This window comes from Streptomyces sp. RP5T (assembly GCF_003933965.1).
Taxonomy (GTDB): Bacteria; Actinomycetota; Actinomycetes; order Streptomycetales; family Streptomycetaceae; genus Streptomyces.
The window spans coordinates 1-25,045 of the sequence record NZ_RSAJ01000028.1; the positions used below are offsets into that span (position 1 = coordinate 1).

The window sequence follows — 25,045 nt, forward strand, 5'->3', positions numbered from 1 at the left end:
CATCCTCACCCGGCCACGCCCCCTCACCCCCATCACCGAACTCCGATGACCACCCCGGGCCGCACGGCCCGCCGGCCTACACCTCGATGTAGGCGACGACGACCACGGTGCGCAGGGCGGTAACGAAGTACAGGACGCGGACGTGCTCGATGTCGTCGGTGTACTGGCGCAGCTGCGGGGCCGGTCGAGGTGCCGGAATGCCGGGTGCCGGCGTCGGGGTGGGGGCCGACGAAGAGGAAGACCAAGGCATGGGGAGCAGGCGCCATCCGTGGGACGCGTAGTCATTCGAGTGGGACCAACTCAGGTCCCCTCCGACATTGCCGTAATCCGCCTCTCCTCCCGTCTGCTGTCGGCGCCACCGTCGCCGACCTGCGGTCGGCGGATCTGCCGCCAGGCCGTACACACCCTCCCAGCGCATGAACAGATCAGCGTGTCACGCATCAATAAGGCCGACCCTCTGCTACAACCGCAAACATGTCTCAAGAGGACCCAAGAAATTTCAACCCATCTAGCCTGATTTCCAGCCTTCCTAAGATTGCATTCAGCCTTCCCACATTTGCCACTATCACGGCCGCCACGGGCTTCGTTTTGTTCGCAGTACTCAATCGCTTCGGCGAGCAGTTTTACAATCCGCTCAACATCGACCCTATCGAGGTCGGCATCGGATACCAGGAAACACTGTTTAGGTCTTACGGCTTTCTTGCGGTGATTCTTCTGGGTTCAGCCCTACTACTGGCAGCCCTTTCCCTCTACGTCATGGCGTTTCTGGTGATTACGCTGATCGTTTGGCTGAGCACTAGAGGGAAACGGTCACCAAAAAATAATAGAAACGCCACAAGGAATTCAAGAAGGAGAGAGTGGTGGCGGAATGCCGCCAAATGGAGCTTGGCTGCATACGGAGTTGGGTTTGTAATTTTCTCCTTCACGCATGTCTACTTCAGGGCAAGTGACTACGTCGCAGCCAGTAGAGAGTCAGTACGACACGGCCGTGAAGTCGCGCCGCTAACCATGTGCAAATTCACAGCACTTGATCTTTCCGCGCCAAGGGCGACGGTCCGCGATCGCCAATCAGGGGCCACGCTGCACCAAAATCTACGTTTGCTCTACATGGGAACCAGTAACGGAATCTCCCTCTTCTACAATTCCACCAATAAGAAGGCGATTCGAATTCCTTCCTCGAGCATCACTGTCGAAACATCTGGAAATGGCGGCACTCCTTCATGTAGCTTCCCTTGGGTGTGGTGATACTGGGGCAGTAGCCGCCGAATGAATCGCAGAAGCGCGTTAAAGCCAGACCCCTGCATGCGATGCGAGAGGAATCGACAAGAGCACTCCCCAGTCGAATGCGCGCCCCCATCTCCTACAGCGCGCCCTAAAACACCTCAAACAAGCTGTTCCACTCAAGTGAGATTGATACAGCCACGCAAAGTGCGGTTGTACGTCAACACCAGGACCCTGACCGTGCCGTCGATGAAGCCGTCACGGTGTCGGCGCTGCCAGAAACCGACCGTGAACCGCAGCCGGAACGGAGCCGTCGTCGTCTTCCCGCTTCCCGCGGCGCCCCTCACGACGAACACGCCCGGCTTGTAGTTGTTGATCACTGTCAGTTGCTCACTCGTCGGCTTCGACGGCCGCAGCATCTTCATCCCGAGCGTCCCCTCCCCAAGGATCCTCGCAAGTGACGCCATGTTAAAAGCCGTCGTGATCAGCCGTATTGGCAAGTGATGCCGGCAGGGACCTGCGCGCCGAGCTCTCCGCGTACATCCCCCGGTAGGCGGGCCGAAGAGCGGAGGTATCGGGCTGATACGAGCAGCATGAGCACCCCCCCCCGCCGTACGCCGGGGCCTGGCCCGGGCGGCGCCGAGCTCACCGGCGTTGACCAGAGCCATCCTCAACTCGATTACGACATCGGTAAGTTCAACCCGGGGCTGAGCCGTCGCGGTGTCCAGCAGCGTACGGGCATGCCGTCGTACAGCCGCATCCCGCCACGTCCCCGCAGGCCTGCTCGCGGCACAGGAGCAGCAGTTCATCCTTGGCACCGCGACGGGCGGCGGCGCGCTCGGCGACCAGTCGCCATCCATCAAGGGCGGGGAATACGCGGCGTTCGCCCGCATCAGCTCCAGCCACACCGTATCCTCGACGGCCGCGTCACTCAGGGCGCCCGCGACGGGCGGCAGGCGGCTCGCGCGCGGCCCGCCACAGCACCACCACCGCCCCCGCCATCTCGGCGGCAGCCGAGCGACGCCGTCGACCGCGCGGGGCATGGCCGCCGATCGCCTCCAGCAGCCGGGAGAGACCGCGGCAGGGCGCACAACGTCGGCCCTGCGCACCCTCATCGCCAGCCCCTGCCGATGGGTGCCGCGGGCCAGCCTGTGCAGGCTGGGCTTGCAAGGTCCCCGGGCGGCATCGATCTCGCCGGGCGGCGGCCGATGTCCGGCGTGGCTGTTCGGTGCTGACGAGCGGTGATGCGAGTGGACGCCGGGCGACGCCGGGGGGGGACTACGGCTCGTCGACGTAGTGCAGGACGACAGTGCGCCGGACACCGGCCTCCAGCATGGCCTGGGCCCGGTGCTGGCCGTTGATGTAACCGGTCTGGCTGGCCGGCTGGATCGCGTTGGAGACGCTAAACAGCGAGGCCAGCGCCTCGGTATGCCACTGGGAGGCTACGGCCGCGTCCGCGTGGGCGATGGCGAACTCCTCCATGCCGTCGGGTTCCACGGACTGCGCGCGGGCCCGCTCGAGGAGCTCCAGCGCCATCGCGTTGACCGCGTGCCAGTCGCCGCCGTGGTACCAGCAGCAGGTACGGGCGGCCCCGCGGTCCGGCCGCACCTGCCGTGTCCAGCGGCGCCACCAGGGCACCCCGGCCGGCATGCACGCCGGCTCGCGGAACGGCTTCGGGCGGGCGAGACGGGCCACTGCGAACTGGGCGAACACCAGCCGCGGTTCCGGCTCGACGGCGCGCGGCACGTAACCGGTGCCGCGGTCCGTGGCGACCGTCGCACCAACCAGGTCCTGCAACTGCTCGTGGGTGATCACCGACCAGCGCGGGCCGTGCGGGCGGTAGCGGTCGACGCCGGCGAACACCACGTGCCGAATGCGGCTCTCCCGCGGTACCCCTTGTGCCTGTGCCTCCAACTGCTGTTCCACCCACACTGGCGGCAGGTCCTGGTCGGGGCAGTGCCGCTCCCACACCGCGCCCGCGAACCTCTCCACCCCATTCATCAGGCTCATGCCCTCCTCGCCGGCGATCTGGGTCGCCACCGCGACCGGGCGCGCCCCGGGAGCGGTGAACAACTGCAGCCGCAACGTCCCCGGCAGGGTGGGGGCGGTGAACATGTGGTCGTCCACGCTCAGCCGACGCGCAGCTGCCAGGGCGCGAAGGTCGTCCTGGTCGCCAGGGCGCGATGCCGGCTCGGGGGCTGGGCTGGCGGGAAGGTCATCGGTCATCCCCCGATCATTCCCGACCTGGCGGACCTGAACATCCGGTACATCCGCACCGACGTCGTGCACGTCGACGGCACCGCGCGCGATCAGCGGTGAGTACGCCGCCCTCGTCGTCGGCAAGTCGACGCCCGTCCCGCTCCGTGGAGCCGGTTTCACCGCGACCACGTCGGCGCCCCTCAGGCCAGCTTCCGCCTTGCCCGTCTCTACGGCGCAGCTGGCCGGCATCACGACGTCCTCCACGCCTTCCAGGAGTATCGAGATCACCGCCGCCCTCGACCAATCTCACCCCGAACGCGGCATCAAGAACACCGTCGTACGCACCACCGTCGAAAACCTCGTCGCCAAGGGCCAGGCCCAGCGCACCAAGCAAGGACGCTCCGTCTACTACACCGCCCCCGATGCACCCCAGACCACGCCATCCGTCCCGGCCGAGTCACACCAACAGGAGGCTCAACCCGAGAAAGCCCCGTAGCCGTCCCAGCCCGCAGCCAGCACTGGCGGTTTTGCGTTCTGGCGTCGCATGCGCCTGATATTTAGGGTGCATACGGGGGCTTGCGTGTTTTGTGGGGATGTTTTGTATGTGATTGCCCAGCAGGCCACACTGGCGGGCCGGACCGACGGACGACCCTGCGTCGCAAGTCAGGCCGCTGCTGGCGCTAACGATGCAGATCAGGCAGTAGGTGTCCGGCGCGTTTCGCCATGATCTTCGATGTCAGGGAACGATCCATCCTCGCAGCCCTCGAAGACGGCGAGTCCACCCGCTCAGCTCGCACGGATCTTCCCCTCCAGGGCCGCTGGACATGAATCGGCGGAGTTGGGTGAACGCCTGGCCGTGACCTTGCTCGGCGGCTTGCTCTGCCTGACCCCATACCTTGCTGACTGGCCATTGGTCCACCTGGGTCCGCATCCCCTTCCGCCAGATGTCCCACGTGGCGTCGCTGATCCATCCGGAGGCGCGCAGATCGAGCTCGTCCTCGCAGAGTGACAGATAAGCCAGCAGTGCCTTGTGGTCCTCCTCCTCGAGTTCTTCGCCGTCATCGTGCCCTGTGGTAGCGCGGAGAGAGAGGCGGTCCAGAAGCATCCAATAGCGGCTGACACAGAAGTCCTCGAACGCGCGATCCGTTGGCGCTGGCCCTGCCGCAGCCCTCCGACCGCCAGCAGCACACCCACCGCCGTCGCGATCCCGGCGATGTCGCTGATCATCTGTTCTCCCCCGTCGTCACCTGAGTTGGTAGCTGCAGGCCGTCAGGAGCGGGAGCCGGAGTAGCCGAGCAGCAGGTGCCGCCGGTTGGGCTGGCGGTCCCGGATGACGAGGTAGAGGACCTTCAGGGCTGCTTCCTCATTCGGGAAAAGTCCCCGGCGCCTCGTCGCCTGGCGGAAGCGGGAGTTGAGGGACTCAATCATGTTGGTCGTGTAGACGATCTTGCGGATCTCGGGCGGGAACCGCAGGAACATCACGAAGTGTTCCCAGCTGCGGCGCCAGACCCCGATCAGGGCCGGGTAGCGGGCGCCCCAGATCTCCTCGAACTCGGCGAACCGCTGCTCGGCGGCGTCGACGGTGGCAGCCGTATAGACCTGGCGGAGTTCCTTGGCGATCTGTGACCAGTGTTTGGTCGAGGCGCACTTGAGACTGTTGCGGACCATGTGGACTGCCCATCAGTGATCCTTCCCGGCAGAGACCGCATCTCATGCCAGACGGGTCATACCGGGGCATACGCAAACTTCAGGACAGTCCCGACCACGCAGCCCAGAAGCGTTGTCCGGACAACTCATGAGACACGGTCTGCCCACCATCGCCGCCCGCAACACGGCCCTGTTCGGCATGGCCGGGGAACTACCGCCGATCGTCATCAGCGATCTTTTCGGTGTCCACAGGAACACCGCGAACCAGTGGGCGGCGCTCGCCCAGGACAGCTGGGCCAACTACCTCGCGGCCCTCCGGAAAATCAAATAGACACTTCAGGCCAACAACCTCCGTTTCCTGTGACAGCACGGGCCACTCGGCGCAATCTAATGCGTTGCACATTGGATGACGGTGCGTCAATCGAAAAGGCTGTCGAACGTGTGCCTTGGGTGCATGCTGGCACGATTGATGCAAGAGGGAGTGAAAATTCTGGTCGGCCCTCGGAGCGCCTCGAAGAGACGCATAATGCTGTAGAGCAGGAATCGTTAGGTCTGCGGTCTGGGCGTTTTGCATCGGGGGTGCTGTGTTGAGCCGCAGGAGATACACGCAAGACCAGCCCTACGACCTGTATGTGCTTCACCGGGACGTTGGGCTGGCTGTCCAGCAGGGGGCGAGCAGTCCAGAGGACTTGGTGCGTATCGCTTCGGTGATTCTGGATGGCCTGGGGTGTGCCACTGCGGACGAGGCATGGAACAGACTGTGCGCGGATTTCAGGGCAGGCGCGAGAGGTACACCCTCGTCCGGCTGGCAGGCCGCGATCATTCTGAAGATGATGCACTACCTGGGGTTCGTGGGGAGGCTGTCCGATGAATACGCGCGCATCGAACTCTGCGAAGAGGTTCTCCGCCATGGTCAGGCGGCATGGCAGGCAACCGCTGTGCTCTTCTCGGCGTCACGTGGCATGCGCTTAGGGATGGGCAACCCGGCCGCCCTTCAGGTGGAGCTTGATATCGTTGAGCGGGCACGTGGAACTGCGTCTGGCGACACGCCGGAACTCGACCTGGTGCGGGCATTCTTGCGTTTCCACCTGGGTCTGTTCGGCGGCGCTGATGACTTCGACGCCGCGATTGAGGAGTTGAACGCACTCCGAGGAACCCGTGCGGCCCGCGCCGAGAAAGATCATCTGTTGGATGCGGTGATTGCCTTCCTTCGGATGCAGCAGGCATCGAGGAGGGAAGACGAAGGTGCCCTTGTGGCCAGGATGGTCGAACTGGACACCGTGCTGGACGCGTCGCCTCTCAATGGGCCAGTGCGGCTGCGGATGGAAGCCTGGCGCGAGTTGGCCTGGGAGACGTTACAGGGGCTTCGTGCCGCACGGGGCGAGGGACGTGACACCGAGGGCGAGCGTTGCGTGCATTCCGCCGACGCGGTGAGGGACCAGGCACGGGCGCTCCCCGCGTATATGCGTCTGTCCGTGTTGTGCGAGACGGGTGTAGCCCGTCTGCTTCGCGCGGTGGCGACTGACGATCCAGCAGGGGCACGGGAGGCCCTCTCCTTGCTCGGCGAAGGTATCGAACTCCTCGAGCTGGACGATTGGCGCTGGACCCCCTACGTCTACCAGTTTGGGTGGGGTCACTTCTGGATTGCTGAGCGAGATGGTATTGGCGAAGGCCATCAGCCGGGTTCGTTCGACCTTGGGATCGACTGGCTCACTCGTGCTGTGCGGGCGTCCGAGCAGTGCGAGCATCCGATGTGGGCCGACATGTCCTTCACCCTGGCCCTGGCCCTGTGGGCCAGGGGCGAGGTGTTCCCGCACGAACCCTCCGGCCGCGCGGACCTCGACGCCGCCCGACGTACTGGCCTGGATGCTGTGACCGGCGCCGTGCGGAGCGTCCTGCTCCAGTCGGGTACACCCCATGCGGCGGAGAACGCCCAGGGGGTCGGGCAGCGGGCCCTCACCGTTGCTGGCTGGTGCCTGGGTGCCGATGCGCTTACTGACGCCGTCCGCGCGCTGGAGGCGGGTCGAGGACTCACCCTGCACGCCGCCACTGTGTGGGCGTCCGTGGAGAAGATGCTGGACGCACTCGGCGAAGGCGAAGAGGAACAGAAACTTGCCGACGAGTGGCGTACTGCGGGTGATGTTCTGCCCGGAAAACCATGGAGCGCCGCCCATGCCGCAGCGAGCGCAGGCCAGCCAGTTCAGTCGAGCCGTCTACGCAGACGAGTGCTAAAGGCGCTGGAGAACTCCCCGCACGGGGAACGGATGCAGGATGTGCCGGAACCCGACCGGATCGGCGTTGCGCTGCGCACCATGGGCCGGACAGCGCTCGTCTACCTGCTGCCAAAGACGGAAAGGCAACCCGGGGCCGCGCTGGTGATCACATCAGCCGGCGGCGTGCGGGCCGTGCGGCTGCCCTCCCTGAACCTGGCCGCTCCCGAACTTGTAGCCTATCGCCGCACCGGGAGCCCAGGGCGGGACGCGGGCGGGCCGCCCACGGAGGACTCAGTCCCGCCGCCCTACGATCCTGGGGCGTTGGGACTGCTGTGCGACTGGGCAGGGCGGGCTGTGATGGAGCCGCTGCTCAGGGAAGTTCCGGGGCCTGAGGGGAAGGAGCCATCGCTGGTCCTGGTGCCGATGGCGGAGCTGAGTGCCGTGCCCTGGCACGCGGCGCGGCTGCCGGGCTCCGGGCGGTATGCGTGCCAGGAGGCGAACATCTCGTACATCCCCTCGGCCAGGCTCCTGTGCGAAGTGGCCGAACGCCCGGCAACGCGGATGCACCAGACGCTCGTGGTCGGCGATCCGGAGCGAAACCTTCCGCATGCGGGTGAGGAGGCAAACGCCATCCTCAAGACGTTCTATCCGGGCGGTGATCTGCTCGGGCCTGGAATCGCTACACCGGCGGCCGTGAAGGACTGGCTCGGACGCCAGCGGGGCGGAGTGCTGCATCTGGCCTGTCACGGGATGGTGGAGCAGGGCGAGCAGGTGGAGCAGGGCCAACGGCACAGCTCGTATCTCAGGCTCGCCGACGGGCGCAGGTTGCCGGCCGAGGAACTCACGGAAGGGTCAGCCCGGTACCCGGGGCTGGAGTTGGTGGTGCTGGCCGCATGCCGGTCTAACGTGTCCGGGCGCGGGTGGGATGAGGCCTACAGCATGGCAACCGCGTTCCTAGTTGCCGGCGCCCGGTCGGTCGTCGGGTCACTCTGGCCGGTCCCCGACGATACGACGTCATTGCTCATGTACATGACTCACCACTACCTGAACCAGGAGGGACAGACACCAGGGACGGCCCTGCGCAGCGCACAGACGTGGATGCTGGATCCCATGCGCGTGGCGCCCCCCGAGATGCCGACCCCCATGAAGGAGCGAGTGCCCCAGCTCAGGGAATCGGATCTCGTGGGATGGGCCGGTTTCACGCATCTCGGGTGGTGAACCGTCATGGCACTTCGGTGCGGATCTCCACCGAGGCTGTACCCCACAGCGCGATCCTGCTGCCGGATGGCCCGCCCATGTCCCGCTTGTCACGCTGTCCCCTCATCACACGCAGCACACGGTCGAGGTCCTCCCCAGAGCCCGGAGACGCAGGGCCCCGTCCTGGCTGGTCGGGCGGCCACGCGGGCAGCTGGAAAGGTTCCGTGTTCAGAGGGTTCTCCGCGACGATCACCCTGAGCACGTCTTGAGCCGCGGCGCCGCTCACGATTTCCCGCCCCGGGGGCAGGCGCAGCCACACCGGTTCACCGCGCCGGGCGGTGCCAGCGCACCCGGGGCCGACGAAGTCGCCGTCGAAGAGGTTGACAGAAGACGCGTAGCTGTCGGTCAGGTTCAGCAGCACGCACCACAGCCTGGTTCCCGACTGATTATGGATCCGCACTCGCACCTGCGGCTCGCCGCCGTCCAGTGTGTACGAGCAGACGATGTCGCCCGTCTTGCTGGGCTTAAACCCGCCGACGAGCGGCTCGATACTCACGCGCACCATCGAGGACAGCGAGCTGTCCGGATTGGTGAGGTCGCGCAACTGGTGCCAGCGGGCGATGTGGGCGCAGCAGTCCGCAATGTGGCGGGCGTCGGCCGCTGTCAGTAGTCGCAACCCGGTGATGGAGTGGCCCGCGCCTCCGGAGACCTCCGCCCAGCCGCCGCCCGCCTTCACGAACAGGACCAGACCCCGACCGGTGGGCGGCGGTTCCTGCCCGCTGGTGGTCAGCAGGGACGAAGCCGCGACAGCTTCCTCGACGAGGCGGACCTCGTCCGCCGACCCCGTGACGGTCACTCGTGCAGCCGGGAAGGCAAGCGCCGACGGAGTGACCGTGTACGCGGTGTTCGTGTCCATGTCTGTCGGCTGCCACGCCACGGGGGCGACGATCGAGGTCTCCGCCCGCACCTCGCGCACGGTCACCACTCGCGGCTGCAGAACGTCCGGTTCGAGAAGGATGAACTCGGCGCCCGCCGCGCGCAGACCGTGGGCTGCACCGCAGTCCACCTCCCAGCCCGCAGTCGTGTACCGGAGCAGGAAAGGAGAGCTGTCCGTCTTTTCACCGAGCAGGAAGCGTTCCGTGGCCGGGCCCCGGAACACGGGATGCTGGCCGCGTTGGCGGGCTCGGACGCGTTCCTCGACAAGGGCATAGGCCGCGCCATATGTCGCGGCGGGGCCGAGGCGATCGAGCGTGTCCAGCAAGGAGTGAGAGAAGCAGCCGCGGCTCTCGTCTTCGATGAACTCCTCGTACGCCTTCTCGTGCGGGCGGCAGGCAGCGACCAGTACGTGCTCGGGCGTCAGGCCCGGGGCAGTTGCTCGGACGCCGGCACCGCGGCTGTTCTGGTGGCTGCCGCTGGTCTCCTGCTGCCACCACGACTTCCATTCGACCGCACGCACGGTCGCGTCGCGGGACTCGCTTCTGTCTTCGCCGCGGGTCGCGCCTCCTGCATGGCAGCAGTCGAGCACGGCGAGGACATGGACGCCCTTGCGGGCGATCCTGTCGAGCATGACGCCGAGTTCACTGTCGAGCAGCGGTTGACCGCCGTTGGTGAGGCTGTCGTGGCACACCAAGGCCTGGCTGGTGCCGGTCGGCGCGAAGGGGTTGTCGGTGGGGCGTTCACTGCCGTGCCCGCTGAACCAGAACAGGGCCGTGTCGTCCGGTTCGCTGCTGCCAAGATGCTCCTCGATGCCCTTCCTGAGAGCGGATCGGGTGGCATCCGCGTCGCGCAGACACTCGACCTCGGGCCACACATCAGGCTGTCTGCGCAGCCACTGCTCGGCGGCCACCACGTCGTTCACGCAGCCAGCCAGGGGAGACACGGGATAGGCGTCGATGCCGACAAAGAGGGCGTACACAGTCCGCATGTGGCGATCCTGCCAGTCGGCGGGGTGACGTGCGGGTGCATTCCGGTAGTTCATGGGACAGATCGCGTGCGTCATAGCGGAGTGCCGACGCAGCCGTTGTCCCCCCACCACAGACAGCGCACGGGTGTGTTGGGCTTCCCCCGCCAGCCGAATAGCGCAGCCCTGGAACATTGCCCCTTCACCAGTAGTTCTGCCCCGCCGCTGCATGCCGGGGAACAGCGCATACTCAACCCCTGGGCAAAGCCCGGCACTGTGCCCGCCGTTGACACACCACGGCGGATCCGCAATGGAGCTCGGTCGGGCCGCGCTGTTGCACCTGCTCCTCCCCCACCGTGTCGTGGGTAAGCAGGGAGCTCGGCGGAGCACTCGATGCGCCGTGCCGACGGTGCCGGCCTCGATGCCGACGCCGGGCCGCCTGAAAGACAGGACAAGGTCAGCCGTTCTGCGCGTCCAGCAGGGCACCCAGGTCCGTGGTGTCCCCGGCGGACGGGGTGGTGACGGTGACCGGCTCATTGATCCGGAGGAAGGCGACGGTCATGTCGACGGGATCACCGACGTCGGCTCTTCGCCGGCGTTGACGGGCAACTTGGAGGTGGCGCCCCGCATGCGGAACTGCCTGGTGCGCCCGTCGTCGTCGATCCACAGATCCATGGTGAGGTTCTTGTCGAGCTCCAGCGCGATGAACTGGTCAAGGCTGTGGGTCTGGCGTTCCCGGCTGGCCTTGTCGGTGGCAGCATCCTGGGCGTCCCGCAGTCCGTCGAAGGTGACGGTTCCGCGGTAGTGCGTGGTCCGGGCGCCGAGAATCGTCTCGGCCCCGATCTTCCTCGTGTCCTTGGCGCCAGTCAGCAGCGTGGACTGGACGATCGGGCTGCCCTCGACCTGATGGGGCAGGATGCCGTAGGACTGGTTGTTCACGGAGATGAGACCCCAGGCCGCCGGCTCGACGCGGAGCCAGCTCTTGCCGTTCAACTTGTCGGGGTCCAGGTTCGCGGATCTCCCCAACTTGCGGATGTCGAGCGCGCCACCGCCGACGTACATCGCCTTACCAGCGAACCGGATGCTCAGCGGGCGCTTCGCGCGCTGGTCCGGCATCGTCAGTTCCATGGTCATGGACAGCGGCGCCGTGCTCATGGCTGCGTCGACGGTCAACCGGCCCCGATCCGGCACGGATCCGGTGATCCGGTAACGGAGGGACGTGATGTCGGCGGAGTCCTCCGCGGCCTTCGCCACGGCCTCGGCGGGCGTCAGGGCCGGCGCCGGCGGCTGCGCGGACTTGCCGGAACTGCTCTCGCCACCCGTCCCGCAGGCCCCGGTTCCTCCGCTGAGCAGCACGCACCCGAGGGCTGCACTCGCCACTCTCCGCGACACGGACCGGCGTACGGATATCCCCATGATTTCCCCCGGAAGAAGGTCGGAACAGGAAGCCTGGAACGAGAAATTGATCAGGCAAGGGTGCGAGGGTATCCCGGGAGGGAGGAGCTGATCCGCCGGATTCCCGCACGTTCGGCCGCTCATAGCCACGAACAGCTGAGGAGCTTCCCGTCATGCACGTCCTGGGCCTTCCGCTCCCGCGACGGCTGCAGCAGACCGTGGGTATCCGAAGTAATTCCCACCCTCATGACGGAGACGGCCCTCGAGAGGACTCCGACGGGTGGCAGAATCGGCGCGTGATCACTCGGCTCGGTCGAGTGGCACACACGGGTCAGGCTCGTACGGCGGGATCGTCCAGCGCAGTACCGCTTCGCCTGCGCGACGGTCAGAGCCCCGGGGCAGGGGCTGCGGTGCGGCCAGATACTGAACGACCCAGACTCCGCCGGGGCCACGCAAACCTGCGCCGTTCGTGCGCCGGCGGATCGTCGTGGGCCTCGCCGCTCAAGCCAACGACGCCGCGCCGGGCAGTTTCCCCGGTGACGGGGCTCAAGCGCTAGATCCCCGCCCAGCCGGGCGGGGATCCACGCTGCCAGGCCGACTTCCCAGGACAGGTGTGTAATGGGAAGTGAGGGGCTCCAGGCAGAGAGCAGAGCCATGAGCGACCGCACACCCAAGCACCAGCTGCCGCCGGCGCACACCACGACGGACTGGAGGGCACCCCAGTGGGGTGCCGACGTTCCGGCCCGGGAGGTGTTCCCCGGCTACGGCGGGCCCATCGATCCCGGGCAGCGGGAAGCGGAGCTGACGCGGTTTGTCGGCGCGATGGCGGCGCGCGGGTGGACCGAGGGAAGTGACCGACAAGTCGGTTCAGAAGGGGTAGTGCGCTTGCTGGGTGGCGATGGTCACCCAGCGGGTGTTGGAGAACGCCTCGATTCCCCAACGGCCGCCGAAGCGCCCGAACCCGGAGGCTTTCGCCCCACCGAACGGGGCTTGCGGCTCGTCGGCCACGGACTGGTCGTTGATGTGCACGATGCCCGTACGGATCCGGCGCGCCACCGTCAGTCCGTGGGTGGCGTTCTCCGTGATGATGCCGCAGGTCAGGCCGTTGTCCGTGTCGTTGGCGAGGGTCACCGCGGTGTCGTCGTCGGTGAAGGTCTCAATGACGCAGACCGGGCCGAACGCCTCCGCGTGGTACAGGTCCGCGTCCCTCGGGACCTCGGTGAGGACGGTCGCCGGGTGGACCGCGCCGTCCGGTTCACCACCGCCGACCAGGACCTTCGCACCCTTCGCCACGGCGTCCGCGACCAGGTCGGCCACCCGCCGTGCGGCCTGTGCGCTCACCAGCGGGCCCACGACCGTGTACGGCTCCCCGGGGTCGCCGGCCGCCAGCGAGTCCGCCTTCGCGGTGAACTTCCGGGTGAACTCCTCCGCCAGGGACTCGTGGACGAGGATCCGGTCGCCGGACATGCAGATCTGCCCGGCGTTCATGAACACGCTGAACGACACCGCGTCCACGGCGTAGTCCACGTCCGCGTCGTCGAGGACGAGCACCGCGTTCTTGCCACCCAACTCCAGCAGGGACGGCTTGAGGTGACGGGCTGCCAGCTCTCCGACGGTCCTCCCGACAACCGTGGAACCGGTGAAGTTCACCGCCCGCACCCGCTCGTCTGCGATCAGCGTCTCGGCGATCTCGGCCGCGTCCTCACGGGCGTTGGTGATGACGTTGAGCACTCCGTCCGGCAGCCCGGCCTCCCGCAGCACGTCGGCGACCAGCAGCCCGCAGGCGATCGGTGCGTCCTCGCTCGCCTTGACGACGACCGTGTTGCCCGCGGCCAAGGGCGCCGCCACGGCGCGCACGCCCAGGATGACGGGTGCGTTCCAGGGAGCGAACGCGGCGACCACGCCCAGCGGTTCGCGCACCGCCAGGCCCAGCGCACCATGTTCCTGCGCGCTGAGCACCTCGCCGCGCGGGGCGGTGATCGCGGCCGCGGCCTCGCGCAGGATGTTCGCCGCCAACCCCACGTTGAAGAACGCCCACGGCCGGGTGCCGCCCACCTCCTGCGCCATGAGGTCGGCGACCTGTGTGCCGCGTCCGTCCAGCAGGTCGGCGGCCCTCAGGAAGATCGCCCGACGGGCGAAGGGGGCCAGTGCAGCCCACTCCTCGAACGCCGCGTCGGCTGCGTCCACGGCACGCACGACGTCCTCGGGACCGGCGGCGGCGACGGTGGCGTACACCTCCCCGGTGAAGGGGTTGATGTCGTCGGTGGTGCGGCCGGAGGCGGCGGGCACGTCTCTGCCGGCGATGTGCAGGTCTCGGGTGATGGCCATGGGGTCGTTCTCCTTGCTACGTAGCGTCGTTGATACGTGGTGGTGCGGGTGAGCGGTGTCAGGACTGCCGGGCCACGACCTGGTCGGTCAGTTCGGAGGCGCTTGCCTCGACACGGGCCGCGGCCCGGACCATGCCGTCCGCTTCCTCCTCCGGCAGGTCCCAGGCCGCTATGCGGCGTACGCCTTCGGGCCCGAGTTCGACGGGCACGGTGAGGCTGGTGCCGTGCACGCCGTACTCGCCGTCCAGCACGACAGAGGCGGGGACAAGGGTTCCGGAACCGGTGGCGATCGCCTCGATGAGGCGGGCGGTGCCCAGGCCGGTGGTCCAGGTGGAGGTGCGGCCGGAGTCCAGGGCGACGTGCTTGGAGTACCAGGTGTCCACGTACTCCTCGGCGGCCGACCGCTGTTCGTCGCTGAGCACGACGGGCTCCCCGCCGACCGTGACCCGGCTGTACAGCGGGACCTGGCCCTCGCCGTGCTCGCCGAGCATCCAGGCGTCGACGTCCCTCGGCGGCACGCCGAGTGCGAACGCGATCCCGGTGCGCAGCCGGAGGCTGTCGTTGAGGGTGTAGCCGATCAGCCGCTCGCGGGGCAGCCAGCCCTGCCGCTGCACCCAGGTCAGCAGCGGGTCGACGGGGTTGGTGAGCAGGAGCACCAGTCCGACGAAGTCCGCTCCCGCCTCCCGCAGGGGACGAAGGCACTCGTTCACGATCCGCGCGTTGTCGGCGAGGAAGACCGAACGGGAGGAGTTCAGCCGCAGGGGGACGGCGGCGCTCAGCACGACCACGTCCGCGTCGAGCGCGTCCTCCGGGGTGCCGCCCCGGACGGTGTCGGCGGTGGCGCCGAGGCCGAGGGCGTTCTCCAGGTCCATGGTGTGGCTGGTGATCATGTTCGGGCGGGTGTCGACGAGCACGATCTCGTACGTCCCCTGCGCGGAGAGCAGATTGAACGCGGCGGAGGAGCCGATGCCGCCGGCGCCTCCGATGATGACGACCTTCACGTGTTGTGCCTTCCGTGCTCGGCGGGACAGTTCAACGGGTCAGGAGGAGTAGTGGGCGTCGGCCTCGACGGTGACCTCGAGCACGAGCGGCTCATGCCGGTCCGCCAGCGTAGGCAGGACCTTGTCCAGTACGGACAGCAACGCGACGTGGTCCTCGACCCGTTCGGCCGGGCAGCCCAGCCCCCGGGCGAGGGTCGACACGCTCAGCTCGGTGAACGCGGGCCAGGCCGGGGCCGCCGAGCCCTCACGCTCGGAGAGGCGGTCCATGATCGCGTAGCGGCCGTTGGCGAGGACGACGAACAGGACGCCGATGCCGTAGTGGGCGGCGCTCCACAGGGCCTGGATCGAGTAAAGGGAGGAGCCGTCGCCGAGCACGGCCACGACGGGCCGGTCCGGGGCGCCGTGGCGGACTCCGATCGCGGCCGGCATGGCGAAGCCCAGCCCGCCCATGGCCGCGCTGAGGAAGCCGAGCGGCGCGCGGGCGGGCAGCAGCCGGTGCAGGTCCGGGCGGCTGGAGGGGGTCTCCTCGACCACCACGGCCTTCGGATCGAGCCGCTCGGCGAGGGCGGCCAGTACGTGAGCGGCCCGCAGGGGCTCACCGGGCGCGGGGGACTGGGGCGTTGTTGGCCGATTCAGTACCGAGGAACGCGGCACGTCGGGCACCAGTGGCGCCAACCGGCGTACGGTGTCGGCCGGTTCGGCGAGCAGGATCAGCTCCGCCGGGCTGCGGTGAGCCTCCTCCCGATCGTCCGTGATGACGGCGACCCGGGTGCCCGCCACAGTGAAGTCGCCCGGAGCGTAGGTGTATTGACGGAACGCGGCGGCTCCGACGGCCAGGACCGTGTCGTACGGGGCGAGCGCCTCGCGCAGTGCGGGGCGGACCGCGGGGAGGTGGCCGGCAAAGAGACGGTGGTCCTGGGGGAATCCCGCACGGGCGCCGAACGGCTCCTGGTAGACCGGGCAGTCGAGGCGCTCGGCCAGCGTGACGAGCGCCTGCCAGCCGTCCGCCGAGTCGTTGCCGGCGCCCGCCACGAGACAGGGCGATTCGGCGGCCGTCAAGAGCGCGCCGAGGTCGGCCAGAGCGTCGTCGGAGGCCGTACGACTGCCTCGTACCGCGAGCGGCTCGCGCGGCGCACCCGGAGCGACATCCTCCTCGGCCTCGGCGAACCAGTCGTCCATCGGGACCACGACGACCGCCGGGCCACGGCCTTCCTGGGCCTCGTGCCAGGCGCGGGCCACGGCGCCGGGGACATCCTGCGGACGGGCCGGCGTGTGCTGCCATACCGGGTACTCCCCCGCCAGGCCGTCCAACCTGCCGGCCAGGAAGGGCTCGTGGGCCAGATGCCGGCGGTCCTGCTGGCCCACGATCACCACCAGGGGCGCGCGGTTCGCGCGGGCGGTGGCCAGGGCGCTGACGGCGTTGCCGTATCCGGCGGTGGTGTGCAACAGGACGAGCGCGGGGCGACCGGTGGCCAGGGCGCTGCCGGAGGCCATCCCGACGACCGAGCCCTCGTGCAGGCCGAGCACGAAGGAGATGTCGGCCGGCAGGTCGGCGAGGAAGCCGACCTCGGTGGAGCCCGGATTGCTGAAGAGGGTGGTGAGGTCGTACTCGCGCAGAACGTCGAAGGTCTGTTCCTTGACGGTCCTGGCGTGGGCGGCCGTGGTCATCTCTGGTCCCCTTTCTGACAGGACGGGACGCTAGGCCGTGCATCCCCCGCGAACCACAGGCACGTTCGCTATGCGAAACGAGTCGTACCCGCGTAAGCGGACACGTCATTCGACCCCGGGCAGAACCGCTCCAGTGGACAGTTCGCCGCGCAACCGGCCGGTGATGCGGCGGGCTGTGTCGAGGACGGCCTCGATCTGTGGCGGGCCGGGGTGTTCGACGGTGAAGGCGATCGACACGGCGGCGACGGCGTGGCCGGGCGCCGACACGACCGGTGCCGAGATCGTCCCGAGGCCGCGCACGACCTCGTTGCGTGTGGTGGCGTATCCGCTGGCCCGCGCCCGGCTGATCTCCGGTCGCTCACCGAGCAGTTGGGGCTCGGCGGACAGCATGGCAATGCCCGGGGAGCCCAGGGTCAGCGGATGCCGGTCGCCGGGGCTGTAGACGGTGCGCGAGCGCGTGCTCTCGACCTCGACGGAGACCAGCGTCACCGCTTCTTCGCCGTCCCGGACGACGAAGAAGGAGGTCAGGCCCACCCGCGCGGCCAGCCTGGCGATCTCCGGTTTGGCGATCCGCTGGAGCATGGGCAGGGTGCGCCGGCCCAGTGACTGGGCGCGGGTGCCGATGACGTACCCGTGGGTGGTGTGCGCGACCAGGTGGTGGTCCTGGAGGGTGCGCAGCAGGCGGTAGACGATCGAGCGGTGCAGCCCCATCTGCTGGCTCAGTTCGGCCAGTGTCAGCGGCACGTCCGACAACGCGATCACTTCCAGGAGCCTGAGCCCCCGGTCCAGGGTCTGAACGGAGGGCCGGCTCGGCGGGGGGTCTTCAGCGGGTCGGGTCATGGTCCGATGATCTCGTCGTCCAGCGCCGGGAACACGCTCTCGGCGGGAACCGCCTCACCGAGCACGGGGCGGCGGGCTTCGCGCCGGTGAACGAGGTACGTGGCGTCGGCGCGTGCGTAGTGCCCGGCCGGGTCGTAGGCGTTCTTCGCGAGGTCGATCTCGTCGAGGTCGATGTCGGCGTACACCAGTGCCTCCTCGCCCTCGTCGACGTCCTTGGTGAGGGTACGTCCGTCGGGGCCGAAGATCCGTGAGCACCCGCCGCCGGCGGTGAGCAGGCGGCGCTGCTCGGGCGTGGACGCGAAGACGTCGATGCCGGCCGGGGAGATGACCTGGGTGGCCATCAGGACGAAGGCGCTGCCCTCGATGGCGTAGACCTGGGACGCGGCGATGTTGGCCTCGGCGCTGAGCTGGAAGGCGAGGTCGCGGTAGAGACCGAAACACGGCCAACTGGCCACGTGCACCTGCTCGTTCTGCGCGTACAGGGCGTACTTGCTGAGCGGCTGCAGGTGTTCGGCGCAGTTCAGGGCCCCGAGCCGGCCGAGCGCGCTGTCGACGACCTTCAGGTCGCTGCCGTCGCCCTCGCCGAACAAGGTGCGCTCGACGTGGGTCGGCTTGAGCTTGCGGCGGTGCAGCAGCACGCTGCCGTCGGCGGCGATCACGGTCTGGGTGATGTAGAGGCTGCCGTGGTCCTTCTCGCTGTATCCGAGCGCGACGGTGATGCCGTGCTGCCGGGCGGCGCGGCGGATGGTGGTCAGTCCGTCGCCGTCGGGGGCGAGCGAGGCGGCGTGGTAGCGGCCGACGAAGGGGACCTGGTCGGCGACCGCGCCCAGCCACAGGAAGTGCGGGTAGCCGGGAATCCACACTTCCGGGAAGGCGATGAGCGAGGCACCGCCCCGGGCCGCTTCCGCGATCAGGTCGACGGTCTTGGCGACCCCGGCCTCGGCGTCGAGCCAGGCGGGCTCGGCCTGGACGGCCGCGGCCTTGAACCGGCGGATGGTGTCTGTCATGTCCGGTCGTCTCCTTCTCTTCATGCTCCCGCTTCCAGGAGCTTTTCGACCAGCAGGCCGAGGCCCAGGAGCCGTCGGTCGGTGTTCCAGGGCGCGTCGAGCGCCACCCCCACCGGAAGTCCCGGGCCCGCCGACCGGACGGGCACGGTGAGGCCGGGAACAGCGGCGACGCTGCCGGGTCCCGTGTTGCGGATGTAGGTGGGGAAGGACGGGCGCAGGACACCGTCGAGCCGTACACGTTCGGTGTCGGTGTCGATGCGTCCGGCGGGCAGGGGGGTGGTCGGGAAGAGCACGGCATGGGCTCCGGTTTCGCGGAAGATCCGCCGGTAGCCGTCCACGAGGACACGGTCGCGGACCTCGATGGCGACCTTGTACGCCGTCTCGGTGACCGCCTGCGGGAACACGACCCGCTCCATGGTCGTGCGTACGTCCGGGTGGGTGATGCGGGTCAGGAGTTCCGCCGGATCGATGCCACCCGTCGCCGTGCTCAGATACTCGGGCAGCTGCCTGGCCGCCTCGTAGAGGGTGATCGGGAATCCGGCCCGTTCCTCGGCCGTCTCGACCTCCGGCAGCCGTACCGGCACGAGCCTGACCCCGGCACTCCTCAGGACGTCCAGGGAGTGCTCCCACATCTCGGCGGTACGGGGATGCAGGGGCTCGGTGAAGTGGTGCTCGGGTACTGCGAGCACGACATCGCGCGGGTAGGGTTCCTCGGCCTGGGCGTGGTCGGCGGCGAGGACGGCATCCAGCAGGACCAGGTCCGCGACGGTCGGAGCCATGGGTCCGATGGTGTCGCGGGTCCACGACAGCGGGGTCACTCCCCCGGCCGGGTAACGGCCCGTGGTCGGGCGGAGACCGGCAATGCCGGTGAGCGCGGCCGGGACGCGGACCGAGCCGCCGGTGTCGGTGCCCAGCCCGGCCGGGGCCAGACCCGCGGCGACGGCCGTGGCCGTGCCGCCGCTGCTTCCGCCCGCGAAACGGCTGGGGTCGGCCGGATTGCGGGCGGGGCCGTACGGGCCGCCCGCGGTGGTGGCTCCCAGGGCGAGCTCGTGCATGTTGGTCTTGCCCAGCACGATCGCGCCTGCGGCGCGCAGCCGGGTGATCGCCTGCGCGTCGCGGTCCGGGACGAATCCGGCGAGCGCCTCGCAGCCCGCGGTGTTGGGGAGTCCGGCGACATGGATGTTGTCCTTGACCGCGATCGGCAGCCCATGCAGCGGGCCCCGCGCGGGGCCACGGTCCGCCGCTGCGGCCTCGGCGAGAGCGCGGTCGGCGTCGAGGGTGACGTAGGCCCCCAGGTTGCCGGCCCGCTCGGCACGTGTGAGGAGTTCCTCGGTGAGCGAGACGCTGGTGGACGTCCCGGCGGCGAGCCGGGAGAGGGCGGTGTGCATGGGCGGACCATAAGGGCCTCGCCGCTGCCGGTGAACAGGGCTGTTTCGCAATGCGAGACTCCAGACAGGTCTCCGGGAGCCCTCGCGACCCCGTGATGGACGTGTCGTATCGCCTCCACGCCCCCTGCCTGCAACTGGACGTCTCATTGAGGTCACCGACGGCTCAGCTGTCTCGCATATCGAATCCATGCCCTGTCCAGGCTCCGACGGCGGGCCTACGTTCGCGGCCACATCCTCCAGCCGCCGCAGTCCGCGACCCGCGGCTCAAGGCCTTCCGGAGCCCGCAATGAAACACCCCGCGATCAAGCCCTCCCGCCGCAGCGTCCTCAGAGGCCTCGGAGCCACTGCCGTGGCGGCCTCCCCGATCCTCTCCGCCTGTTCCTCCGGCCTCAAGGGCTCGGGCACCTCGACCGGCGACACCATCAAGATCGGCTACGTCAGCCCGCGCACCGGCGCCTACGCGGCCTTCGCCGAGTCCGACGCATACATCCTCCAGCAGGTGCGTGCCTTCTTCGCCAAGGGGATCACCCACGACGGCAAGAACTACGACGTGAAGATCCTGGACCGCGACACCGGCTCGGACCCCCAGCAGGCGGCCACCATCGCGGACGAGCTGATCTCCCAGCAGCAGGTCGACCTGGTCCTCGTCACCGCGACGCCGGACACGATCCACCCGGTGGCGGCCAAGTGCGAGAGCGAGGGCGTGCCCTGCGTCTCGACCATCGAGCCCTGGCAGGCCTGGTTCTTCGGACGCGGCGGCACCCCGAAGAAGACCTTCACGTACACGTTCCACTTCTTCGACGGCATCGAGCACGTGGCCAGGGTCGAGAGCGACATGTGGCGGCAGCACGCCACCAACAAGAAGGTCGGCGTGCTGTGGCCCAACGACTCCGACGGCAACGCCTTCCGCGACAAGACCACCGGTTACCGCGCGCAGCCCCCGACCAAGGGCTTCACCTTCGTCGACCCCGGTTCCTACGAGCCCGGCACCAAGGACTTCTCGTCGATCATCGCGGACTTCAAGAAGGAGGGTGTCGAGATCCTCGCCGGCGTGCCCTCGCCGCCCGACTTCGCGACGTTCTGGACCCAGGCCGCGCAGCAGAACTTCAAGCCCAAGGTCGCCACCATCTCCAAGGCCATCCTCTTCGAGTCGACGGTGGCCTCCCTGCCGAACAACCTCGGCAACGGCCTGTGCACGGCGAGCTGGTGGGTGCCGCAGTTCCCGTTCACCTCCACGATCACCGGTCAGACGGCCACCGCGCTCGCCGACGACTACGAGAAGTCCCCGCTGTCCAAGGGCCGTTCGTGGAACCAGGGGCTCGGCCCCAACCACGCCCTGTTCGAGGTCGCCAACCACGTCCTGCGCAACACCAACCCCAAGGACCGCGAGGCCGTCGCCGCCCAGATCGCGAAGACCAGCCTCGACACCGTCCTCGGCCACCTCTCCTGGACCGGCGGCGGTGCGGCCAACCCGGTCAAGAACGTCGCCACCATCCCCATGGTCGGCACCCAGTGGGTCAAGGGCAGCGGTGAGGCGTACGAACTGAAGGTCATCAGCAACAGCTTGCTGCCCGAGGTCAAGCCCGACGCCGATGCGGCGGAACTGTGACCGGCCCCCTGCTCGAAGTGGACCATCTCGCCGTGCACTTCGGGGAGTTGCGGGTCCTGGAGGACGTCGGGCTGACCATACCCCGGGGGCAGGCCGTCGGCATCGTCGGCCCGAACGGCGCGGGCAAGTCGACCCTGCTCAGTGCGATCTCGGGCGTCGAGCGCGCGACTGCGGGTTCCGTGCGGCTGGCGGGCCGCGATGTCACCCGCACCTCCGCGGCGCAGCGATGCCGGCTCGGCGTCGGCCGCTCCTTCCAGATACCGCGCCCCTTCGGCGACCTGACCGTGTTCGAGAACGCCCTGGTCGGCGCCGAGCGGGGAGCCCGGCTGCGCGGCGCCTCCGCCCGCGAGCAGGCCCTGCGCGCGCTGGAGACCGCCGGGCTGCTCCACCTCGCCAACAAGCCCGCCGGTTCCCTGCCCCTCCTCGGCCGCAAACGGCTGGAGCTGGCGCGGGCGCTCGCCACCAGCCCCGACCTGCTCCTCCTCGACGAGATCGCGGGCGGCCTCACCGAGGCCGAGGCGGAGGAACTCGTCGCCACCGTGCTGTCCCTGAAGGAGTCCGGCGTGACGATCCTGTGGATCGAGCATGTCGTCAAGGCCCTGGTCCAGGTCGTCGACCGGCTCGTCTGCCTCGCCTACGGCCGGATCCGCGTCGACGGCGACCCGCACGAGGTACTGGCCAGCGACGAGGTCGCGGAGGTCTATCTGGGAGGTACGGCGGCATGAGCACGCTGCTGCGAGTCGACTCCGTCGATGCCGGATACGGCGACTTCCAGGCCCTGTTCGGCATCGACCTCGACGTGGCCGAGGGTGAGCTGCTCGCCCTCGTCGGCGCCAACGGAGCAGGAAAATCAACCCTGTTGAAAACCATCGCGGGAGCCCTGAAGCCCTTCCGCGGCACCGTCGGCCTGGCCGGTGAGGACGTCACCGCCGAGCCGGACATCCGCCGGGCCCGCAAGGGTGTCTGTCTGGTCCCGGAGGGCCGCCGGCTCTTCCCGTCGCTCACCGTGGAGGAGAACCTCCAGGTGGGCGCAGCCACCGGGCGCAAGGGCCCCTGGAACCTGGCCAAGGTGTACGAGGCGATGCCGCTCGTCGCCGACCGCCGTACCCGCAAGGCGGCCCGACTCTCCGGCGGTGAGCAGCAGGCCGTCGCCATCGGCCGCGCCCTGATGGGCAATCCGCGTCTGCTGCTGCTCGACGAGGTCTCCCTGGGCCTGGCCCCGCTCGTCGTGGACCAGCTCTACACGGCGCTGCCCGGTATCCGCGCCGAGGGCGCGACCGTGATCCTGGTCGAGCAGGACCTGAACCGCACGTTCGCCGTGGCGGACCGCATCGCGTGTGTCCTGGAGGGCCGGATCGTGCTGACCGGCCAAGCGGCCGGACTGACCCGCGACGAGGTGACCGCCGCGTACTTCGGCACCGGTGCCTTCCCGGAGGTGAAGACCCCATGAACTGGCTCAACGCAATCCTGCAGGGCGTCCTGCTCGGCGGCATCTTCGCCATGGCCGCCGCGGGACTGTCCCTCGTCTTCGGCGTGATGCGGATCGCCAACCTCGCCCACGGGGACCTGATGATCCTCGGCGGTTACGTGGCCTCGGTGACCGCTGCCCACTACGGCGTCCCGGTCCCCGTCACCGTCGTGGTGTCGATGATCGCGGTGGGCGGGCTCGGCTACCTGGTCCAACGCTCCCTGCTGGACCGGGCGATGGGCCTCGGCGAACTCGCCCCGATGCTGGTCACCTTCGGTATCTCGGTGATCATCCCGAACGTCCTGGTCCAGGTGTTCAGCAGCGACGCGCAGCCCCTGCCCATCGGCTCGCTCGGCACCGCGAGCATCGACCTCGGCGCCGGCCTGGCCATCGGCTGGTTCCCCCTGATCACGGTGGGCGCGGCGGTGGCGGTCCTCTCCTCCCTCCACCTCTTCCTCTTCCGCACGCAGCCCGGCCGCATAGTCCGGGCCACGTCCGACGACCGCGCGGTGGTCCGCCTCATGGGCGTCGACAACCGCCGCGTGTACGCCCTGACGTCGGTCATCGCCTTCGCGACGGTGGCCCTGGCCGGTGTCCTTTACACGATGCGGCAGGGCGGAGTCACCCCCTTCGAGGGTCAGCTCACCGTCCTGTTCGCCTTCGAGACGGTCATCATCGGCGGCCTCGGCTCCCTGTGGGGCACGCTCGCGGGTGGCGTGGTGCTCGGTGTGGCGCAGTCCGTCGGCGCCCAGATCTCCCCGGACCTTCCCCTGCTCGCGGGGCACGTGGTCTTCCTCCTGGTCCTGGTGTTCCGCCCGCAGGGCCTGTTCGGCAGGAGTGTCCTCGCATGACCGTCCAGACAGCCCCCGCCCCCGAGGCGACCGCACTGCCGGCCGTACACCGGGGTGGCCGCGCGACCGTCCTGGGCCTGGCAGGAACGGCCGTCGTCCTCCTGACGATGGTGGCCCTCCCCTACGTCGTCGAGTCGGGGGTGACGGCCCAACTGGTCAAGCTCTGCTACCTGGTGGCCCTGGCCTCCATGTGGAACCTGCTCGCGGGGTACGCGGGCATGATGTCGATGGGCCAGCAGGCGTTCATCGGCATGGGCGCCTACCTGCTGTTCGTCGTCAACGACCACGGCGTGAACGTCTACGCCGGCACGCTCGTCGTCTCCGCCGCGGTGGCTCTGCTCGCCTGGCCGGTGTCCTACCTCGCCTTCCGCCTGCGCGGCGGCTACTTCGCCGTCGGCACCTGGGTGATCGCCGAGGTCGTCCGCCTGATCGTGGTCCGCTTCGACTCCCTGGGCGCTGCAAGTGGACGCACCCTCTCGGACGTCACCACCGATCCGGTGCTGCGGCGCGCCTTCACCTACTGGCTGGCGCTCGCCGTCATGGCCGCGGCCGTGCTCGGCACCTACGCCGTCCTGCGCAGCCGCCTCGGCCTGAGCCTGCAGGCCATCCGCGACGACGACACCGCCGCCGGTTCCCTCGGCGTGAACGTCACCCGGGGCAAGCGGACCATCTACATCACCGCGGCCGCCGGCTGTGCCGCCGCCGGTGCGGTGATCTGCGTGAACAGCCTGGGGGTGGCGTCACCGACGCAGATCTTCGGGGTGCAGTACTCGGCCCTGATGGTCTTCATGGTGATCATCGGCGGCATCGGCACGATCGAGGGCCCGGTCATCGGCGCAATCGCGTACTTCCTCCTCGACAAGTACTTCGCCCAGAGCGGCGTCTGGTACCTGATCGTGGTGGGCGCGGCCGCGATCGTGGTCTCCCTGTATCTGCCGCGGGGGTTGTGGGGGACGCTGGCCCACCGCACGGGCTTCGCCGTCTTCCCGGTGCGCCATACGGTCCGGTCATAGGTCGGCCTAGGCGTAGGCCCTCGTGCTCGACGGAGAGCTCGTCGTACCGCCGCTTCGGTGAACTTTCGAAACCGCGCCGTCGCAGCGCCGTCCGGGCTGCG

The 25,045-nt window shown here is 68.7% G+C and carries 22 protein-coding genes; 10 read left to right on the forward strand and 12 right to left on the reverse strand.

Features of this window, described 5'->3' with window-relative positions; all coding sequences use genetic code 11:
* Window positions 1–76 precede the first annotated feature (76 nt).
* Window positions 77–250: a hypothetical protein gene (locus EHS43_RS46215; RefSeq protein WP_185806115.1), complete on the reverse strand. Its 174-nt coding sequence runs from the start codon at window positions 248–250 to the stop codon at window positions 77–79.
* Between the two features lie 224 nt (window positions 251–474).
* On the opposite strand from EHS43_RS46215, the gene EHS43_RS05195 reads away from it, so the two are divergent.
* The gene (locus EHS43_RS05195; protein ID WP_125189341.1) at window positions 475–1,245 is read left to right on the forward strand and encodes a hypothetical protein; all 771 of its coding nucleotides are present in this window, start codon (window positions 475–477) and stop codon (window positions 1,243–1,245) included.
* 155 nt (window positions 1,246–1,400) lie between these two features.
* Here the strand turns inward: EHS43_RS05195 and EHS43_RS05200 are convergent, their stop codons facing one another.
* Window positions 1,401–1,646, reverse strand: a complete 246-nt coding sequence (locus tag EHS43_RS05200; RefSeq protein ID WP_260470392.1) for a hypothetical protein — start codon at window positions 1,644–1,646, stop codon at window positions 1,401–1,403.
* Between the two features lie 853 nt (window positions 1,647–2,499).
* Complete coding sequence (locus EHS43_RS05205; protein WP_125189342.1) at window positions 2,500–3,336, reverse strand: hypothetical protein; 837 nt, start codon at window positions 3,334–3,336, stop codon at window positions 2,500–2,502.
* Between EHS43_RS05205 and EHS43_RS05210 the strand changes: the two genes are divergently transcribed.
* Together EHS43_RS05210 and EHS43_RS05215 are read left to right on the forward strand one after the other, a co-directional pair.
* Window positions 3,337–3,540, forward strand: a complete 204-nt coding sequence (locus EHS43_RS05210; protein ID WP_125189343.1) for a hypothetical protein — start codon at window positions 3,337–3,339, stop codon at window positions 3,538–3,540.
* A gap of 97 nt (window positions 3,541–3,637) precedes the next feature.
* Complete coding sequence (locus EHS43_RS05215; RefSeq protein ID WP_125189344.1) at window positions 3,638–3,916, forward strand: BlaI/MecI/CopY family transcriptional regulator; 279 nt, start codon at window positions 3,638–3,640, stop codon at window positions 3,914–3,916.
* A gap of 773 nt (window positions 3,917–4,689) precedes the next feature.
* Here EHS43_RS05215 and EHS43_RS05220 read toward each other — a convergent pair.
* Window positions 4,690–5,088 carry a transposase gene (locus EHS43_RS05220; protein WP_125189345.1) on the reverse strand — a complete coding sequence of 133 codons (399 nt, stop codon included), beginning with the start codon at window positions 5,086–5,088 and terminating at the stop codon, window positions 4,690–4,692.
* Between the two features lie 127 nt (window positions 5,089–5,215).
* On the opposite strand from EHS43_RS05220, the gene EHS43_RS05225 reads away from it, so the two are divergent.
* Entirely contained in the window at window positions 5,216–5,398 is a 183-nt protein-coding gene (locus EHS43_RS05225) for a hypothetical protein (protein WP_125189346.1), read from the forward strand.
* A gap of 361 nt (window positions 5,399–5,759) precedes the next feature.
* A complete protein-coding gene (locus EHS43_RS05230; RefSeq protein WP_260470393.1) occupies window positions 5,760–8,498 on the forward strand; it encodes a CHAT domain-containing protein in 2,739 nt (912 codons plus the stop codon).
* A 4-nt stretch (window positions 8,499–8,502) separates the two neighbouring features.
* On the opposite strand, the gene EHS43_RS05235 is transcribed toward EHS43_RS05230, so the two are convergent.
* The 8 genes from EHS43_RS05235 to EHS43_RS05270 all read right to left on the reverse strand — a co-directional run bounded on the left by EHS43_RS05235 (window position 8,503) and on the right by EHS43_RS05270 (window position 20,003).
* Window positions 8,503–10,455: a caspase family protein gene (locus tag EHS43_RS05235; RefSeq protein WP_260470394.1), complete on the reverse strand. Its 1,953-nt coding sequence runs from the start codon at window positions 10,453–10,455 to the stop codon at window positions 8,503–8,505.
* Window positions 10,456–10,935: 480 nt separating this feature from the next.
* Window positions 10,936–11,757 (reverse strand): hypothetical protein, encoded by an 822-nt coding sequence (locus EHS43_RS05240; protein WP_260470395.1) that lies wholly within the window; start codon window positions 11,755–11,757, stop codon window positions 10,936–10,938.
* 882 nt (window positions 11,758–12,639) lie between these two features.
* Complete coding sequence (locus tag EHS43_RS05245; protein WP_125189347.1) at window positions 12,640–14,100, reverse strand: aldehyde dehydrogenase family protein; 1,461 nt, start codon at window positions 14,098–14,100, stop codon at window positions 12,640–12,642.
* A 58-nt stretch (window positions 14,101–14,158) separates the two neighbouring features.
* Entirely contained in the window at window positions 14,159–15,100 is a 942-nt protein-coding gene (locus tag EHS43_RS05250; RefSeq protein ID WP_125189348.1) for a malate dehydrogenase, read from the reverse strand.
* A 39-nt stretch (window positions 15,101–15,139) separates the two neighbouring features.
* Window positions 15,140–16,768, reverse strand: a complete 1,629-nt coding sequence (locus EHS43_RS05255) for a thiamine pyrophosphate-dependent enzyme (RefSeq protein ID WP_125189349.1) — start codon at window positions 16,766–16,768, stop codon at window positions 15,140–15,142.
* A 105-nt stretch (window positions 16,769–16,873) separates the two neighbouring features.
* Window positions 16,874–17,608 (reverse strand): IclR family transcriptional regulator, encoded by a 735-nt coding sequence (locus EHS43_RS05260; protein WP_099935568.1) that lies wholly within the window; start codon window positions 17,606–17,608, stop codon window positions 16,874–16,876.
* A complete protein-coding gene (locus tag EHS43_RS05265; RefSeq protein WP_125189350.1) occupies window positions 17,605–18,615 on the reverse strand; it encodes a carbon-nitrogen hydrolase family protein in 1,011 nt (336 codons plus the stop codon). Before EHS43_RS05265 ends, EHS43_RS05260 begins: the two co-directional genes overlap by 4 nt.
* A 20-nt stretch (window positions 18,616–18,635) precedes the next feature.
* Entirely contained in the window at window positions 18,636–20,003 is a 1,368-nt protein-coding gene (locus tag EHS43_RS05270; protein ID WP_125189351.1) for an amidase family protein, read from the reverse strand.
* Window positions 20,004–20,289: 286 nt separating this feature from the next.
* On the opposite strand from EHS43_RS05270, the gene EHS43_RS05275 reads away from it, so the two are divergent.
* Genes EHS43_RS05275 through EHS43_RS05295 form a run of 5 tightly spaced genes read left to right on the forward strand, consistent with a single transcriptional unit; the run spans window position 20,290 to window position 24,944 of the window.
* The gene (locus tag EHS43_RS05275; RefSeq protein ID WP_185806114.1) at window positions 20,290–21,612 is read left to right on the forward strand and encodes an ABC transporter substrate-binding protein; all 1,323 of its coding nucleotides are present in this window, start codon (window positions 20,290–20,292) and stop codon (window positions 21,610–21,612) included.
* Window positions 21,609–22,337: an ABC transporter ATP-binding protein gene (locus EHS43_RS05280; protein ID WP_125189353.1), complete on the forward strand. Its 729-nt coding sequence runs from the start codon at window positions 21,609–21,611 to the stop codon at window positions 22,335–22,337. The genes EHS43_RS05275 and EHS43_RS05280 overlap by 4 nt, the downstream gene beginning before the upstream one ends.
* Window positions 22,334–23,062 carry an ABC transporter ATP-binding protein gene (locus EHS43_RS05285; protein ID WP_125189354.1) on the forward strand — a complete coding sequence of 243 codons (729 nt, stop codon included), beginning with the start codon at window positions 22,334–22,336 and terminating at the stop codon, window positions 23,060–23,062. Before EHS43_RS05280 ends, EHS43_RS05285 begins: the two co-directional genes overlap by 4 nt.
* The gene (locus EHS43_RS05290) at window positions 23,059–23,931 is read left to right on the forward strand and encodes a branched-chain amino acid ABC transporter permease (protein WP_125189355.1); all 873 of its coding nucleotides are present in this window, start codon (window positions 23,059–23,061) and stop codon (window positions 23,929–23,931) included. Before EHS43_RS05285 ends, EHS43_RS05290 begins: the two co-directional genes overlap by 4 nt.
* On the forward strand, window positions 23,928–24,944 hold the full coding sequence (locus EHS43_RS05295) for a branched-chain amino acid ABC transporter permease (RefSeq protein ID WP_125189356.1): 1,017 nt from the start codon (window positions 23,928–23,930) through the stop codon (window positions 24,942–24,944). Before EHS43_RS05290 ends, EHS43_RS05295 begins: the two co-directional genes overlap by 4 nt.
* Window positions 24,945–25,045 lie beyond the last annotated feature (101 nt).

Excerpts from the sequence above, each read along its gene's own strand:
- EHS43_RS05290 (WP_125189355.1), top strand. The coding sequence starts at position 23,059 with ATGAACTGGCTCAACGCAATCCTGCAGGGCGTCCTGCTCGGCGGCATC.
- EHS43_RS05270 (WP_125189351.1), bottom strand. The coding sequence starts at position 20,003 with ATGCACACCGCCCTCTCCCGGCTCGCCGCCGGGACGTCCACCAGCGTC.
- EHS43_RS05255 (WP_125189349.1), bottom strand. The coding sequence starts at position 16,768 with ATGACCACGGCCGCCCACGCCAGGACCGTCAAGGAACAGACCTTCGAC.
- EHS43_RS05205 (WP_125189342.1), bottom strand. The coding sequence starts at position 3,336 with ATGTTCACCGCCCCCACCCTGCCGGGGACGTTGCGGCTGCAGTTGTTC.
- EHS43_RS05220 (WP_125189345.1), bottom strand. The coding sequence starts at position 5,088 with ATGGTCCGCAACAGTCTCAAGTGCGCCTCGACCAAACACTGGTCACAG.
- EHS43_RS05285 (WP_125189354.1), top strand. The coding sequence starts at position 22,334 with ATGAGCACGCTGCTGCGAGTCGACTCCGTCGATGCCGGATACGGCGAC.
- EHS43_RS05225 (WP_125189346.1), top strand. The coding sequence starts at position 5,216 with ATGAGACACGGTCTGCCCACCATCGCCGCCCGCAACACGGCCCTGTTC.
- EHS43_RS46215 (WP_185806115.1), bottom strand. The coding sequence starts at position 250 with ATGCCTTGGTCTTCCTCTTCGTCGGCCCCCACCCCGACGCCGGCACCC.
- EHS43_RS05295 (WP_125189356.1), top strand. The coding sequence starts at position 23,928 with ATGACCGTCCAGACAGCCCCCGCCCCCGAGGCGACCGCACTGCCGGCC.
- EHS43_RS05260 (WP_099935568.1), bottom strand. The coding sequence starts at position 17,608 with ATGACCCGACCCGCTGAAGACCCCCCGCCGAGCCGGCCCTCCGTTCAG.
- EHS43_RS05235 (WP_260470394.1), bottom strand. The coding sequence starts at position 10,455 with ATGAACTACCGGAATGCACCCGCACGTCACCCCGCCGACTGGCAGGAT.
- EHS43_RS05245 (WP_125189347.1), bottom strand. The coding sequence starts at position 14,100 with ATGGCCATCACCCGAGACCTGCACATCGCCGGCAGAGACGTGCCCGCC.
- EHS43_RS05195 (WP_125189341.1), top strand. The coding sequence starts at position 475 with ATGTCTCAAGAGGACCCAAGAAATTTCAACCCATCTAGCCTGATTTCC.
- EHS43_RS05265 (WP_125189350.1), bottom strand. The coding sequence starts at position 18,615 with ATGACAGACACCATCCGCCGGTTCAAGGCCGCGGCCGTCCAGGCCGAG.
- EHS43_RS05200 (WP_260470392.1), bottom strand. The coding sequence starts at position 1,646 with ATGAAGATGCTGCGGCCGTCGAAGCCGACGAGTGAGCAACTGACAGTG.
- EHS43_RS05275 (WP_185806114.1), top strand. The coding sequence starts at position 20,290 with ATGAAACACCCCGCGATCAAGCCCTCCCGCCGCAGCGTCCTCAGAGGC.